This is a genomic window from Pseudomonas sp. PGPPP1, from assembly GCF_002255865.1.
Lineage (GTDB): Bacteria > Pseudomonadota > Gammaproteobacteria > Pseudomonadales > Pseudomonadaceae > Aquipseudomonas > Aquipseudomonas cremoris.
Genome location: NZ_NKIG01000001.1, coordinates 657650 through 672379, shown reverse-complemented (window position 1 = coordinate 672379; position 14730 = coordinate 657650). Strand labels below are relative to the sequence as shown.

Here is a 14730-nt window from a genome sequence, read left to right as displayed (position 1 = left end):
CCCGTTGAACGGGGCTTTTTTGTGTTTGTCTGTACCTAGATGGCGGTTCGCTATAATCTCCCGCAGACGCCCCACGACAGTGTCAGCGCCCTCCTCCTACACCCTCGACGACGAACTATCCATGAACAAAATCCTGGCACTGACTGCGGTACTGGCGCTTGCCGGCTGCACCACCACTTCTGACGTTTACCTGAAAAACGGTGAGCAAGGCTTGACCATCGACTGCTCGGGCGAAGCCAATTCCTGGGCCAGTTGCTACGAGAAGGCCGATGCGTCCTGCGCAGGCACCGGCTATCGAATAGTGGGGACTGAGGGTACGCCGTCGCTTAAGGAAGCCGACAAGACCCTGGGCAAAGACGTTGGCAACTACAAAAGTCGCAGCGTGGTGGTGGTCTGCAAGTAGCCCAAGGCTACAGGTGGATCTCGGCGAACTTGATCCCCAGCCCGCGCAGTGTCTCGGTCAGCTCATCAAGACTTGAAAAGGATTCGACTTCGTCATGATCGTCCACCAGGAAAAAGCTGCGGCCGCCGCTTTTCTTGAAAAAGACGATCCACTCGCCAAGGTCGGCGGGATTCTGGATGACATGGGTGGCCGAGATCTGGCCCTCGGCATGGCGGGCCTTGACGTGTTCGCGCTTCATATCTGATTGTTCCATCACGGCATCAGCCGGAAATGCAGTCTTCCCCGGCCTTCTTCACATCACCCGGACGGATTGGCACGTTGGACATGCTCTCGTAGAGCTTGATGCTGCTGCCGCTGGAGCGCTCTTCAATTTCGAAGATAGCTGAAGGGTCAGCCGAGAACTTCTGCGGCACGATCACCTGCACGCCATCTTTATGCGGCTCGATCTGCGGCGGGCGACGGGTTGTCGACAGCTTGCGCACCACGCATGCCGCGTACTCTTGGGGTTTTTTCCCGGAAATGACCGCCAGTGTCGGCGGGGTCTGCTTGATATCTGCAACCGAAGCACACCCACCTATCGCCAAGGCCAGAACCAACACACTCCACTTCATACAAAACCTCCGATAAAGACCCTACGACAGCGGGGATGGTATTTTTCTCCCGCCCACGTAGGATTTATCCCTGATATCTCGGTAAATAACTGTTTTAAATTGTCGACGTCAGTGAAGACGACCCGATAATAAACGCGCTGGGGCTGATAAACTCCATCTTAACCTACGTATCGTTCTGATTTTTCAGAAAAAGCCCTTCTGGAGACACCCCATGAAATTCATCCACCAGCGCGAGCACCTCAACGAGGGAGACATTGTCGTCATCGAATGCTCGCAAACGTGCAACATCCGCCTGATGAGCGATGCGAACTTTCGCAGCTTCAAGAACGGCGGTCGCCATACCTACCACGGCGGCGCGTTCGACAAATTCCCGGCCAAGATCACCGCACCCAGCACCGGGTTCTGGAACATCACCTTGGACGTGGTCACCCGGCGCGCGATCAGCGTGACCAAAAAGCCGACGCTGTCCCACAAGATCCGTATCGTGCGCCGTACCAGCTCCAAACTGAGCTGAACACCCAACAGGACATAGCCGTGACCTCCACTACCAAATACGTCATCAAGTACAAGCTCAACGGCGAACGCCGCTTCGAATTTGCCCAGTTGCAGAGCAACAGCGTAGAAGAAGCCAAGCAAGCGCTGGCGAAAATTCACGATGCCACCGATGAAATCACTGACATCAACGTGAGCAAGGCACTGTAAGCCCATGCACGGCCCCACTGCCGACCTGTTCGCCGATGACGCCCTGCAACAACCCGCAGGGCGTGAACAAATCGGCGAAGAGTCGTACGTACTGAGGGGCTACGCCCTGCCCTGGATTGATCGCCTTCTTCCAGAACTCCGGCAGGTGTTGGTGCAATCGCCGTTTCGACAAATGGTCACTCCCGGCGGCTTTACCATGTCGGCCGCACTGAGCAGTTGCGGCGATTTGGGCTGGACCACCGATGCCGGCGGCTATCGCTACAGCCCCTTGGATCCGCGCAGCCAACAGCCCTGGCCAGACATGCCCGACGGGCTGCGCCTACTGGCCGTCGAGGCAGCGACAGCAGCTGGCTTCATCGGCTTTGCGCCCGACGCCTGCCTGATCAACCGTTACGTACCGGGCGCAAAGATGTCACTGCACCAGGACAAGAATGAGCGCCGTTACAATGCGCCCGTAGTGTCGGTGTCCTTGGGCTTGCCGGCAGTTTTTCTGTTTGGTGGCCATGAACGCAGCGACAAAGCCCAAAAAGTTTCGCTGTTTCATGGCGACGTGGTGGTCTGGGGCGGCGTGGATCGCCTGCGCTTTCACGGCGTGATGCCCATCAAGGAAGGCGTGCACCCGATCATGGGCCCACAGCGCATCAACCTCACCTTCCGCACCGCCGGCTGATTTGACCGCAAGCTTCGGAGTGTCAGGCGCCTGCAACACCGCTAGTCTGCACAGGACCTGTAAAGAGTGCCGACCATGACTATCGAACAAGACCCCCGCTGGGCTGCGATCCTGGCTCGCGACCCCAAGGCCGACGCGTTGTTTGTCTATGGCGTAAAAACCACCGGCGTGTATTGCCGCCCCAGCAGCGCCTCGCGCCTGCCGCGCCCGCAGAACATTGAATTCTTCGACACACCGGCCCAAGCCGAAGCCGCCGGCTATCGTGCGAGCAAACGCGCGGCTGGCGACCGCACGCAAGTCGCAGCCCACCACGCGCAATTGGTCGCCAACGCCTGCCGGCATATCGAGCAGGCCGAATCTCCACCCAGCCTGGAAGTACTTGCCGCGCAAGCCGGCCTCAGCCCCTTTCACTTCCACCGCGTATTCAAGGCAGTCACCGGCCTGACACCCAAGGGCTACGCCAGCGCACACCGCTCACGCAAGGTGCGTGACGGGCTCAAGGAGCAGCATTCAGTCACCGACGCACTGTATGACGCAGGCTTCAATTCCAATAGCCGCTTCTACGAATCGGCCAACCAGCTACTCGGCATGAAACCCAGTGACTACCGGGCAGGCGGCACCAACAATAAAATCCTGTTTGCCGTCGGGCAATGCTCGCTGGGGGCAATACTGGTGGCGCAGAGCGCGCGCGGCGTGTGTGCGATTTTGCTGGGGGATGATCCGGAGAAACTGGTGCGCGACCTGCAGGACCAATTTCCCAAGGCCAGCCTGGTAGGCGCCGATCACAGCTTTGAACAATTGGTGGCCCAGGTCGTCGGGTTTATCGAGGCGCCTGCCTTGGGCCTGGACCTGCCATTGGACTTGCGAGGCACGGCCTTTCAGGAGCGCGTCTGGCAAGCATTGCGTGATATTCCATTGGGCAGCACCGTCAGCTACGGGCAAATCGCCGAACGCATCGGGGCGCCCAAGGCCTTTCGCGCGGTGGCTCAGGCCTGTGGCGCCAACTGTCTGGCGGTGGCCATTCCGTGTCACCGTGTGGTGCGCAGCGATGGCGACTTGTCAGGCTACCGCTGGGGCGTGGAACGCAAGCGCCAGTTACTCGCCCGCGAGCACACCCTCAGCGATTAACGAATACCGATATCGATCAATGCCAGGTCATCGGCCTGGCTGGCTTCGACTGCAAAGCCATCGCCTTTAAGGCTTCAGTTTGCGTTTACGAAATTCGGCGACCTTATGCCGGTTGCCGCACAACGCCATGCTGCACCAACGGCGCTTGTGGGCCTTGGTGCGATCATAAAACCACAGGATGCATTCTGGATGCTCGCAGCGGCGAATCAAGCTGAAATCGCCGTCCACCAACAAGCTCGCGGCGGCTTCGGCAATCGGTGCCAGGAATTGCTCGGCGGTCTGTACCTTGCGCAAGCGCTCCAGCCGTGGCACCTCGTTTGGCGGCCACGCCAACTGCGGATGGCTGACGGCTTTGCGTAAAAAGCTGTTGAGCGCTGCTGGATTGCCAGGTCTGCCGGCCTTGCGCGCGGCTACCAACTCACGGATCACCTCGCGCAGCTCGCGTGCAGCGTTGAGCAGTGCGCCTTCTTCAAGCGCCGGAAGACTATCACTCGGCATCCAACTCAGGCGCACCAGCCACGCTTGCACGTCGGCGTCCGCCTGCCAGAAATCCCACGGCACACCGTCGATATTCGCCAAGGTGTTGAGCATGTCCAGTACCGGGTCGTCGGCCAGGACGTAGGGCTCCAGAGGTGTAGCGGGCGGCGCGGAAATAGTCATGGTCAGTCCTCTTGAATGCGTTGGCATCGTAACCGCCAATCAATCGAAATGGTAGTTACAGCCGACAAAATGCTAACCGATATAAAACATTTGACAGGTTACTAAATTGAGCGCAGCTTTCGATAACGGTAACCCGTATAAATATTTTATCAAGTTACATAAAAGGCGATTTCAACCATGACCCTCCAAGCTCCCGCAGTTCACTACCGCCATATCGATGCCGATGGCGTGCGCGTGTTCTACCGTGAAGCCGGCGACCCCACCGCTCCGGTGATGCTGCTTCTGCACGGCTTTCCCAGCTCTTCCCATATGTACCGCGACCTCATCCCTCTGCTCGCGACCCGCTTTCGTGTGATCGCACCGGACCTGCCGGGCTTCGGATTCACCGAGGTACCTGCAGAACGCGATTACCACTACAGCTTCGATAACCTGGCGATCACCGTGGGGCATTTTGTCGATGTGCTGGAATTGAGCCGTTATGCGCTGTATGTCTTCGATTATGGTGCGCCGGTGGGCCTGCGCCTGGCCGTCGCCCATCCAGAACGAGTCAGCGCGCTGGTCTCGCAGAACGGCAACGCATACCTGGAAGGGCTTGGGGATTCCTGGGCGCCGATCCGTACCTACTGGGCAGACCCTACCGCCGCCAATCGCGACGTGGTTCGGCGCGGCGTACTTGGCCTCGAAGGCACGCGTTACCAATACCTGCATGGCGTGAACCAGCCGGACTTGGTAGCACCGGAGTCCTACATGCTCGACGTATTACTGATGCAACGGCCGGGCAACGAAGAGATCCAGCTGGACTTGTTCCTCGACTACCGCAACAACCTCGCGCAGTACCCAGCATTCCAGGCGTTCTTCAAGGCCACGCAGGTGCCAACACTGGTGATCTGGGGCCAGAACGATCCGTTCTTCATTCCGCCGGGCGCGCACGCCTACAAGACTCACAACGCCAACGCCGTGGTGGAGTTGCTGGACACCGGTCACTTCGCCCTGGAAACCCATGCGGCGCATATCGCCCAGCGTATTCACGAGGTGCTGGGACAGGCGATTGACTGAAAACGCGCACGAATCAATCGTCCCGTCCAGTGAATAAAACAGACTGGCCGGGTGCCAACGGCCCTGCTAAAACAGCGAAAAGACTGACTAACGCTGGAGACGCATCCCATGAGCACCTGGCCAGACACCCGTCTGCTTGATCTGCTGAACATCGAAGTTCCCATCATTCAAGCGCCCATGGCGGTGGGCACGACTACCGCCATGGTTATTGCGGCCAACAATGCCGGCGCGCTAGGGTCACTGCCGGCGGCGGCATTGAGCATCGAACAATTGCGCGAAGCATTGGTCAGCATTCGTCAGGCCAGCACAGGCCCGGTCAATGTCAACTTCTTCTGCCACCAACCCCCTGAGCCCGATGCAGCGCGCGACCGTCGCTGGAAGGAACTGCTGCAACCCTACTACCGGGAATTGGGTGCTGACTACGATGCGCCTACACCCGTTTCCAACCGTGCGCCGTTCAACGAGGCCGCGTGCCAGGTGATTGAAGAGTTTCGCCCAGAGGTGGTCAGTTTCCACTTTGGCTTGCCCGAAAAGGCCTTGCTCGACCGAGTAAAGGCTACGGGTGCGAAAGTGCTGTCGTCGGCAACGACGGTGGAAGAAGCCATCTGGCTGGAGCAGCATGGCTGCGACGCAATCATCGCCATGGGCATTGAGGCGGGTGGGCATCGCGGGTTGTTTTTGAGCGACGACCTGAACACACAAATCGGTTTGTTCGCGTTGGTGCCGCAAATTGTCGACGCGGTCAGCGTGCCGGTCATTGCCGCCGGTGGTATTGGCGACGCGCGCGGGATCGTCGCAGCCTTTGCCTTGGGGGCTTCGGCGGTGCAGATTGGCACGGCGTATCTGTTCACTCCCGAGGCCAACGTGACCCCCTCTCACCATCACGCACTGCGCCACGCCCAAGCCAGCCAAACCGCGCTGACCAATCTGTTCACAGGCCGTCCGGCACGGGGCATCGTCAACCGGGTCATGCGTGAGCTAGGCCCCATCAACGCGGCAGCTCCGGCATTCCCCACCTCCGGCGGCGCGTTAATGCCACTCAAGGCTAAAGATGAAGCGGGGTTCAGCAACCTCTGGTCGGGCCAGGCGCTGCGCCTGGGTAAAGAGCTGTCCACGTATGACCTGACCCGCCATTTGGCCGAGCAGGCGTTGGCCAAGCTGCACAAGAACTGACACCTGGGGCAACTTTGCACTGTACCGGCAATGGCCAACCGCTATATATTCCCGTAGATAGCGGTTAAGCCTTCTACCTATAACAAGCCGTACACCCCTAAGGAGCTGCTTCATGATGATTCGTGTCTCACGCCTGGCCGCACTGGTCGCCGCCCTCGCTTTTGGTTCGGCCCACGCCGATGAAGTCCAGGTAGCGGTGGCTGCCAACTTCACCGCACCGATTCAGGCGATTGCCGCTGACTTCGAAAAAGACACCGGCCACAAGCTGGTCGCGGCCTATGGCGCCACCGGCCAGTTCTACACCCAGATCAAGAACGGCGCGCCGTTCGAAGTGTTCCTCAGCGCCGACGACACCACCCCGCAAAAACTCGAGAGCGAAGGCGACACCGTCAAAGGCTCGCGCTTCACCTACGCCGTGGGCACCCTGGCACTGTGGTCGGCCAAAGAAGGCTACGTGGATGCCAAGGGCGACGTGTTGAAGAAAAACGAGTTCAAGCACCTCTCCATCGCCAACCCGAAAGCCGCGCCTTACGGCCTGGCCGCCACCCAAGTGCTGGCCAAAGAAGGCCTGACCGACAAGGTCAAGGACAAGATCGTCGAAGGCCAGAACATCACCCAAGCCTATCAATTTGTGTCCACCGGCAATGCCGAACTGGGCTTCGTCGCCTTGTCGCAGATCTACAAAGACGGCAAAGTCACCAGCGGTTCGGCATGGATCGTCCCGTCGTCGATGCACGACCCGATCAAACAGGACGCGGTGATCCTCAACAAAGGCAAGGACAGCGCGGCTGCCAAGGCACTGGTTGAATACCTGAAGGGGCCAAAAGCCGCTGCCGTTATCAAGTCCTACGGTTACGAGCTCTAAATGCCGCTATCGAGTGCCGATTTTTCCGCTATCTGGTTGACCATCAAACTGGCGTCACTGACCACCGTGATCCTGCTGGTCATCGGCACTCCGATTGCCCTGTGGCTGTCGCGCACCCGTTCGTGGTGGCGCGGCCCCATTGGCGCCGTCGTCGCCTTGCCGTTGGTGTTGCCACCCACGGTAATCGGCTTCTACTTGCTGTTGACCATGGGCCCCAACGGCTACTTCGGCCAGTTCACCCAATGGCTGGGCCTGGGCGCCCTCACCTTCAGTTTCGCCGGGCTGGTCATCGGCTCGGTGATCTATTCCATGCCGTTTGTGGTGCAGCCGTTGCAAAACGCCTTCTCCGCCATCGGCACGCGCCCCCTGGAAGTGGCTGCCACCTTGCGCGCCAATCCTTGGGACACGTTTTTCACAGTGATCCTGCCCCTGGCACGCCCGGGTTTTATCACCGCGTCGATTCTCGGCTTTGCCCACACCGTCGGTGAGTTTGGCGTGGTGCTGATGATCGGCGGCAACATCCCAGACAAGACCCGCGTGGTTTCGGTGCAGATCTACGACCATGTAGAAGCCATGGAATACGCCCAGGCCCACTGGCTGGCAGGCTCCATGGTGGTGTTCGCGTTCCTCGTGTTGCTGGCGCTGTACTCCAGCCGTAAAACCAAGATGGGCTGGAGCTGATGTCGATGATCGATGTACGCCTGCAACTCACGTATTCAGGGTTCGAGCTGGATGTAGACCTGCACCTGCCCGGCCGTGGCGTCACCGCGCTGTATGGGCATTCAGGCTCCGGCAAGACCACTTGCCTGCGCTGCATTGCCGGGCTTGAGCGCGCCGAGCATGGGTTTATCCAGATCAACGATGAGGTCTGGCAAGACAGCCGCAAAGGGCTGTTCGTGCCGCCGCATAAACGTGCGCTGGGGTATGTGTTCCAGGAAGCCAGCCTGTTCCCGCACTTGTCGGTGCGCGCCAACCTGGAATTCGGCCTCAAGCGCATTCCCCGTGAGCAACGCCGGGTCGACATGGCGCAGGCCACCGAACTGCTGGGTATCGGCCATCTGCTCGACCGCCATCCGCAGCACCTTTCCGGTGGTGAGCGCCAACGTATTGGTATCGCCCGTGCCCTGCTCACCAGCCCTAAGCTGTTGCTGATGGATGAGCCGCTCGCCGCCCTGGACAGCAAGCGCAAAAGCGAGATCTTGCCCTACCTGGAACGCCTGCACGACGAGTTGGACATCCCGGTGCTGTACGTCAGCCATGCCCAGGATGAAGTGGCGCGGCTGGCCGATCACATCGTGCTGCTCAGCGACGGCAAGGCCCTGGCCAGCGGCCCTATCGGTGAGACCCTGGCGCGGCTCGACCTGCCCATGGCGTTGGGCGACGATGCCGGCGTGGTGATCAACGGCAGCGTCAGCGCCTACGACGAGCATTACCAGTTGCTGACGTTGCAATTGCCCGACAGTGCCCTGCACATGCGCGTGGCCCATGCACCGCTGGCAGTGGGCAAGGCGTTGCGCATCAAGGTGCAGGCGCGGGACGTCAGCCTCAGCCTGCAGGCCGAGGAGCACAGCAGCATCCTCAACCGCCTGCCGGTGACCGTCACCCAGGAGATTTGCGCAGACAACAACGCACACGTGCTGGTACGCCTGGATGCCGGGGGTACGCCGCTGTTGGCGCGCATCACCCGTTTCTCTCGTGATCAGTTGCAACTGCACCCCGGCCAAACACTGTGGGCGCAGATCAAGGCGGTGGCGGTACTGGCGTAAAAACCTTTTGGCACGACCGCACAGCGCTGCGGTCAATCAAACATGCCCCAAGGAGCTTGTGCCATGCCCGACGCCGATCTGCCCCGTGACCTGCATTACGTAGACGACACCCAGCCCGGCATCCGCCGCAAGACGCTGCGTGGCAAGTTCCAGTACTTCGATGCCAAGGGCGAACGCATCCAGGACCCCGATGAAGTCCAGCGCCTTAACGCCCTGGCCGTGCCGCCCGCCTACACCGATGTGTGGATCTGCGCTGACCCACGTGGCCATCTACAGGCCACTGGCCGTGATGCACGGGGGCGCAAGCAATACCGCTATCACGCACGCTGGCGTGAAGTGCGCGACAGCGACAAGTACTCGCGCCTGCAGGCCTTTGGCGACGCCCTGCCAAAGCTGCGCAGGCAGCTGGAAGCGCAAATCGCCGAACCAGGGTTTACCCGTGAAAAAGTGTTGGCGACCGTGGTGATGCTGCTGGACGCCACGCTGATCCGTGTCGGCAACACTCAGTACGCACGGGATAATAAATCCTATGGGCTGACGACGCTGCGCAACCGCCACGTGGACATCAAGGGCAGCGAGATCCAGTTCCAATTTCGCGGCAAGAGCGGCGTCGAGCACCAGGTCAGCGTCAAGGACCGACGCCTGGCCACGGTGGTGAGGCGCTGCCTGGAGTTGCCGGGACAGAACCTGTTCCAGTACCTGGACGAGGACGGCGAGCGGCATACCGTCAGCTCTCACGATGTGAACGCCTACTTGCACAGCCTCACGGGCGCCGACTTCACCGCCAAGGACTACCGCACGTGGGCCGGTACCGCCTTGGCACTTGCGGTGTTGCGTGAATTGGAATGGCAGCCCGAATCCGATGCCAAGCGGCATGTGGTGGCGATGGTCAAGGACGTCGCCCGGCAGTTGGGCAATACCCCGGCGGTGTGCCGCAAGTGCTACATCCACCCCGCCGTACTGGAGCATTTCAGCCTGGGGGAACTGTCGAAATTGCCCAAGCCAAGAGTACGCAAGGGACTCAAGGCGGAAGAGGTGGCGCTGGCGATGTTTCTGGAACAATTGGCAACAGGCTTGCCGAAGAAAGCCAAGGCGCGTTAGGCTTTGCGTCCCTTCTGACTTTCGGGACGACCGCCGACGTGAACAACTAAGCCTTCCAAAATGTATCTGCAACGAGCCGCCTGGCGCGCTTGTTGGCCTGTTCGACATTTTTTTGGAGGTGCTGATGACTGACGTCAACCGGCTGCCCGTACTCGTTTCCCTGCAACACGTGTGTTTCCAGTTCGCCAATGGCGAAACCCTGCTGGACAACCTCACCCTGTCTATCGACCACACCCCCACCGGCATAGTGGGCCGCAATGGTCGCGGTAAAACGATCCTTGCTCAATTGATCGCGGGCTTGCTTTTACCCTTTTCGGGGTCACTGACGCGAACAGGCAACGTGGCTTACGTCGCCCAACGTGTCGAGGTAATGCCGCAAGACACCGTCGCCGACATCACCGGGACAGCCCCGACCCTGGCCGCGCTTGAACGCATGGCCAACGGCACTGCACAACAGGACGACCTTGAACTGATTGACGACCGCTGGGACCTGGCCGAGCGCTTGCGCAACGCCCTGGATAGCGCAGGGCTGGATCACCTGAAGGCTGACACCCCGGCCGACCAACTCAGCGGCGGCCAACTGGCTCGCGTCACGGTGATCGGCGCACTGTTGGCGGCGCCTCAGTTGCTGGTGCTGGATGAGCCCACCAACCACCTCGACAGCAGCGGTCGTACTTGGCTGCTGCAGGTGCTGGCGAATTGGCAGGGCGGCCTGCTGGTGGTGAGCCACGACCGGCAACTGCTCAACACCCTCGGCCGCATCATTGAACTCACACCCCAGGGCGCTCAGGTCTACGGCGGCAACTACGATACCTACCGCATCCATCGTGACGCCGAACAACAGGCAGCGGTCAACGCCTTGGAGCACGCTCGCCTGGAGCGCAGCCGCGAACATCGGCGCCTGCAAAAAGATCATGACAGCCTGCAACGCAATGCCGCCCGCTCGCGTAAACATACACAAACCGCGAACGTCGATCGCTTTACCAAGGCACGCTGGAAAGGCGCCGCCACCGAAATCGTCAGCACCATGCGCAGTGCTCACCGGGAGCACAAGCACACCCTCGACACCCAGGTTCGCCAGGCCTACGAGCGCATACAGGATGAAACCCCAACGCTATTGGCCTTGCCAGCCTCGGCAGTGCCCAACGGGCGCCAAGTGCTCACGTTGGCGGATGTGCAATTACCGTGGCTGCCCGCGTCCCACCTCAACCTGCACCTTGCTGGCCCCGTGCGCATCGCGGTGCGTGGACCTAACGGTTGCGGCAAATCCACACTGCTCAAGTTGCTGGCAGGGCAATCGCAGCCGGTGAGTGGCGACTGCTGTGTCCATGTGCCCTGCGCCTATATCGATCAACACCTTGGCTTGCTCGACAATCAGCGTTCCATCGTCGAACAGCTCAACCTGCTCGACACGCCGCTGGCCGAAGCCGAACTGCGTACGCGCCTGGCCTTGCTGCAACTGGACGCTGTGCGGGTGACCCAGCCTGCGGGGCAACTCAGCGGCGGCGAGCGCCTTAAAGCGGCGATGGCCGTTGCCCTATGGCGCCAAACCCCTGCGCAATTGCTGCTACTGGACGAACCCACCAACCACCTGGACCTGGAGTCGGTGATCGCGTTTGAACGCGCACTGCAAGGCTTTACCGGGGCGATGATGCTCGTGTCCCACGATGAAGCGTTCATCCGGGCGGTCAAACCGACGCATGTGTTGAGCTGGGATAACGCGCAGTGGCACTTGGAGGGTGTCTGAGGTCATTGCGCAGGCCAGCAAAGCGTCCTACGGTAGTGGCCGGATAATCTCACCGAGGACGCCGGCGCCATGCTGCCTTTGCCCCGCAAACCGTTTGCCAACGCCGTACTCGCCCACCGCCAGCGCTGGCGTGGCCGAGTGGGCATGATGCTGGTGGCCAGCCTTTCGGTGTTGGCGGGCATGACCGACGCTATCGGCTTTATGGCCAGTGGTGATTTTGTGTCCTTTATGAGCGGCAACACCACACGGCTCGCGGTGGCGATCAGCGCGGGCGATCTGGGGCTGACGGGGCGGTTGTCGTTGCTGGTCGCCACGTTTGTCGTCGGCAATGCACTGGGCGTGGTGGTCAGCCGGCTCGGTCGACGGCATGCCCTGCCCTTGCTGCTGTGCATTGCAGCCTTGCTGTGTGGCGGCGCGTTGTTGCCCGTAACCGATGCATTGCCAGCGTTGCTCGCCGCGATCATCGCAATGGGCATGCTCAATGCGGCCGTGGAAGAGGTCAACGGTTTGCCGGTGGGGCTTACCTACGTCACGGGTGCGTTATCACGCTTTGGCCGAGGCCTTGGACGCTGGGTCTTGGGAGAACGCCGCAACGGCTGGCGGGTGCAACTGGTACCGTGGGCAGGAATGTTCGTGGGCGCAGTGTTGGGCGCGCTGCTGGAGCAGCATCTGGGCCTCATGGCGCTGGCGGTCAGCGGCGTATTGGCGGGAGTGCTGGGTGTGGTGTCACTGAGTATTCCAAGGCGCTGGCATTTGGGATTCATGCCCCGCTAAGGGAAAAGGATGCTCGCCCGACTGTCCAGCCTCGACATCCGTGTACTGGTAAAGAGCCATCATGTCGGGCGAGCGATGTGAATCATAAGCGAATGTCCAGCGCCTGTCGTGCCGGGCATTTCCTAAAAGCACTAAGGCATTGGATTACAGACAGGTCGCCAGCGCCGCCAAACGGCGTTTGGCCGGCATATTGTCTTCGACGGCGTAGTACTTGACGGTTGAACCCGCACCGGTGCTTTGCACATCGACAAAGTAATCCCCGCCCGTGGTGTACACCGTAAAACCGCCCGCCTCGGTAGGCTCCTTGAAGCCGCCGGCGTCTACGCCAAACACGGTTTCGTCCTGCCAACCAAACTGGATGCATTGGGCAACCACCAGGGTGGCCTTGTCCGAAGCCAGGGTTTTGTAAGGCGTGCCTGCCCGCGCGTCTTTCATCTTCGAACCTGCGCAACCGGCCAGTGCGGCCAGTACCAATGCGCCAATTACCACCTTGTGCATGCCATTGCTCCGTTGGAAAAAACGCGACTTTACCATTTGCCGGCCCTGGCCATCGCGCAATACACAAGGAGCATTCAGGGTGGCGCGGGCGGCAGGCATGGCATTATGATGGCGCCGCTGGTCTCACTGAGGAGGCCACGGGATATTCTCTACAAGGAAGCGTCATGAAAGATTTCGTCATCAGCGTCAACAACTCCGTGCTCTACATCGCCCTGGCCTTCGTATGGCTGATTGGCCTGGTCACGATGTTCAGCGCAAGCTTCCTGTCGGGCCTGGCGGTGCTGGTGGGCGGTACGTTGACGTGGTGCATCATTTCCGGTTTCTGGTTCGTCCAGTCGGCCACCTACGAAGAACTGCGCAAGCTCAACGCAAAAAGCTGATACGACAAGGCAGCCCCTATTGGGGCTGCCTTGCTGTGCGTTGGATGAATTTAGTTTCACTGTAAAGGGAGAATGCGCCGCCTATAGTGGGCAGGCTCATTTTTAATGAAGTCTCCCTTGATGCCCGCCCTCCCGCGGGCTTTTTTTTTGCCTGGCGTTCACAGCAGCCAACGGAACAGATAAAACACCGCCATGCTCAACAACACGGTGAGCAATACGTTGCGCGTCCAGTACATCAAGGCCACGGCGCTGATTCCGGCCAGCAAATAAGGGTTGGCCGGGCTGAGGTTAAGGTGCTGGTGGTCAGCCAGAAAAATGATCGGCCCGCAAATCGCGGTGAGCATCCCCGGCACTGCAAACCCAAGAAACTCTCGCGCGCCACGATTGAGGCGCACCGGCAGGCGCGGCTCGATAAACAGGTAACGGTTGAGAAACACTGCCAGGCCCATCACCACAATCATGATGTAGATCATTGCTGCCCTACCCCCAGTCGTTTGCAGGCATACCCTGCACTCATGCCCAGCACGCCGGACACCACCACCGCCGACTCCCAATGCAGGAAGCTCAGCCACACGGAAAACAGCAGCGACACGGCCACGCAGACCACCGTCGGGATATCGCGCACCACCGGTGTGATCAGCGCAATGAAGGTCGCCGCGATGGAAAACTCCAGGCCCAGTTGGTCCAGCCCCGGAATACTTTTACCCAGCACGATGCCCGCCAGCGTGAACAGGTTCCAGGCGATATAGAACGTCAGCCCGACGCCCAGGGCGTACCAGCGGTTAAACGTCTCGCGGTCGTAGTGGCTGACCAGCGCGAAGAATTCGTCGGTGAGCAAAAAGCCCAGGCTCATGCGCCATCGGGTATTCAGCGCCGACAGCGTTGGACGCATGTGCATGCCGTAGAGCAAATGCTGGGAAGTCAGCAATAAGGTGGTCAACACAATGGAGATCAGGCTGGCGCCACTCTTGACCATGCCAATCGCCACCAATTGCGCCGCGCCGGCGAACACAATGGCGGACAAGCCCTGGGCTTGCAGCGGTGTAAACTGCGCATCGATGGCCATGGAGCCGGCCAGCAGGCCCCACGGCGCGCAGGCCAGGGACAAGGGAATGACGGCGATTGCGCCGCGAGCGAACGCGTAATGAGGTACGGCAGTAGACATGGAGACGGCTCATCGACAGACAGTCGACAAG

General features: G+C 60.3%; 20 protein-coding genes. 14 read left to right on the top strand and 6 right to left on the bottom strand.

Going from position 1 to position 14730, the window contains the following annotated elements; all coding sequences use genetic code 11:
- Nucleotides 1-121 precede the first annotated feature (121 nt).
- Entirely contained in the window at nt 122-403 is a 282-nt protein-coding gene (locus CFE47_RS03105; protein WP_286835447.1) for a hypothetical protein, read from the top strand.
- A gap of 7 nt (nt 404-410) precedes the next feature.
- Here the strand turns inward: CFE47_RS03105 and CFE47_RS03100 are convergent, their stop codons facing one another.
- Entirely contained in the window at nt 411-641 is a 231-nt protein-coding gene (locus CFE47_RS03100; protein ID WP_286835446.1) for a hypothetical protein, read from the bottom strand.
- A 22-nt stretch (nt 642-663) separates the two neighbouring features.
- Entirely contained in the window at nt 664-1014 is a 351-nt protein-coding gene (locus CFE47_RS03095; RefSeq protein WP_185705995.1) for a hypothetical protein, read from the bottom strand.
- Between the two features lie 211 nt (nt 1015-1225).
- Here CFE47_RS03095 and CFE47_RS03090 point away from each other — a divergent pair, with 211 nt between their 5' ends.
- From CFE47_RS03090 to ada, 4 genes are all read left to right on the top strand, one after another.
- A complete protein-coding gene (locus tag CFE47_RS03090; protein WP_135290423.1) occupies nt 1226-1528 on the top strand; it encodes a DUF1883 domain-containing protein in 303 nt (100 codons plus the stop codon).
- Nucleotides 1529-1548: 20 nt separating this feature from the next.
- Nucleotides 1549-1716 carry a hypothetical protein gene (locus tag CFE47_RS03085; RefSeq protein WP_185705993.1) on the top strand — a complete coding sequence of 56 codons (168 nt, stop codon included), beginning with the start codon at nt 1549-1551 and terminating at the stop codon, nt 1714-1716.
- 4 nt (nt 1717-1720) lie between these two features.
- On the top strand, nt 1721-2386 hold the full coding sequence (gene alkB, locus CFE47_RS03080; protein ID WP_286835445.1) for a DNA oxidative demethylase AlkB: 666 nt from the start codon (nt 1721-1723) through the stop codon (nt 2384-2386).
- Between the two features lie 75 nt (nt 2387-2461).
- On the top strand, nt 2462-3514 hold the full coding sequence (ada, locus tag CFE47_RS03075) for a bifunctional DNA-binding transcriptional regulator/O6-methylguanine-DNA methyltransferase Ada (RefSeq protein WP_286835444.1): 1053 nt from the start codon (nt 2462-2464) through the stop codon (nt 3512-3514).
- A gap of 66 nt (nt 3515-3580) precedes the next feature.
- Here ada and CFE47_RS03070 read toward each other — a convergent pair whose 3' ends face one another.
- Nucleotides 3581-4174: a CGNR zinc finger domain-containing protein gene (locus CFE47_RS03070; RefSeq protein WP_286835443.1), complete on the bottom strand. Its 594-nt coding sequence runs from the start codon at nt 4172-4174 to the stop codon at nt 3581-3583.
- 177 nt (nt 4175-4351) lie between these two features.
- Between CFE47_RS03070 and CFE47_RS03065 the strand changes: the two genes are divergently transcribed.
- From CFE47_RS03065 to CFE47_RS03030, 8 genes are all read left to right on the top strand, one after another.
- Complete coding sequence (locus CFE47_RS03065; protein WP_286835442.1) at nt 4352-5230, top strand: alpha/beta fold hydrolase; 879 nt, start codon at nt 4352-4354, stop codon at nt 5228-5230.
- Between the two features lie 108 nt (nt 5231-5338).
- Nucleotides 5339-6403, top strand: coding sequence for an NAD(P)H-dependent flavin oxidoreductase (locus CFE47_RS03060; RefSeq protein WP_286835441.1), 1065 nt, complete (start codon nt 5339-5341; stop codon nt 6401-6403).
- Between the two features lie 112 nt (nt 6404-6515).
- A complete protein-coding gene (gene modA, locus CFE47_RS03055; protein WP_185705981.1) occupies nt 6516-7268 on the top strand; it encodes a molybdate ABC transporter substrate-binding protein in 753 nt (250 codons plus the stop codon).
- Nucleotides 7269-7949 carry a molybdate ABC transporter permease subunit gene (modB, locus tag CFE47_RS03050; protein WP_286835440.1) on the top strand — a complete coding sequence of 227 codons (681 nt, stop codon included), beginning with the start codon at nt 7269-7271 and terminating at the stop codon, nt 7947-7949. It abuts the gene before it with no gap.
- 5 nt (nt 7950-7954) lie between these two features.
- Nucleotides 7955-9034: a molybdenum ABC transporter ATP-binding protein gene (gene modC, locus CFE47_RS03045; protein ID WP_286835439.1), complete on the top strand. Its 1080-nt coding sequence runs from the start codon at nt 7955-7957 to the stop codon at nt 9032-9034.
- Between the two features lie 63 nt (nt 9035-9097).
- Nucleotides 9098-10135 carry a DNA topoisomerase IB gene (locus CFE47_RS03040; RefSeq protein ID WP_286835438.1) on the top strand — a complete coding sequence of 346 codons (1038 nt, stop codon included), beginning with the start codon at nt 9098-9100 and terminating at the stop codon, nt 10133-10135.
- A 124-nt stretch (nt 10136-10259) separates the two neighbouring features.
- Nucleotides 10260-11882, top strand: coding sequence for an ABC-F family ATP-binding cassette domain-containing protein (locus tag CFE47_RS03035; protein ID WP_286835437.1), 1623 nt, complete (start codon nt 10260-10262; stop codon nt 11880-11882).
- A 69-nt stretch (nt 11883-11951) separates the two neighbouring features.
- Nucleotides 11952-12656 (top strand): YoaK family protein, encoded by a 705-nt coding sequence (locus tag CFE47_RS03030; protein WP_286835436.1) that lies wholly within the window; start codon nt 11952-11954, stop codon nt 12654-12656.
- A gap of 144 nt (nt 12657-12800) precedes the next feature.
- Here the strand turns inward: CFE47_RS03030 and CFE47_RS03025 are convergent, their stop codons facing one another.
- Nucleotides 12801-13154: a hypothetical protein gene (locus CFE47_RS03025; RefSeq protein WP_286835435.1), complete on the bottom strand. Its 354-nt coding sequence runs from the start codon at nt 13152-13154 to the stop codon at nt 12801-12803.
- A 164-nt stretch (nt 13155-13318) separates the two neighbouring features.
- Between CFE47_RS03025 and CFE47_RS03020 the strand changes: the two genes are divergently transcribed.
- Complete coding sequence (locus CFE47_RS03020; protein ID WP_286835434.1) at nt 13319-13534, top strand: hypothetical protein; 216 nt, start codon at nt 13319-13321, stop codon at nt 13532-13534.
- A gap of 158 nt (nt 13535-13692) precedes the next feature.
- On the opposite strand, the gene CFE47_RS03015 is transcribed toward CFE47_RS03020, so the two are convergent.
- Nucleotides 13693-14007 (bottom strand): AzlD domain-containing protein, encoded by a 315-nt coding sequence (locus tag CFE47_RS03015; protein WP_185705970.1) that lies wholly within the window; start codon nt 14005-14007, stop codon nt 13693-13695.
- A complete protein-coding gene (locus CFE47_RS03010) occupies nt 14004-14699 on the bottom strand; it encodes an AzlC family ABC transporter permease (RefSeq protein WP_286835433.1) in 696 nt (231 codons plus the stop codon). The genes CFE47_RS03015 and CFE47_RS03010 overlap by 4 nt, the downstream gene beginning before the upstream one ends.
- Between the last annotated feature and the right edge of the window lie 31 nt (nt 14700-14730).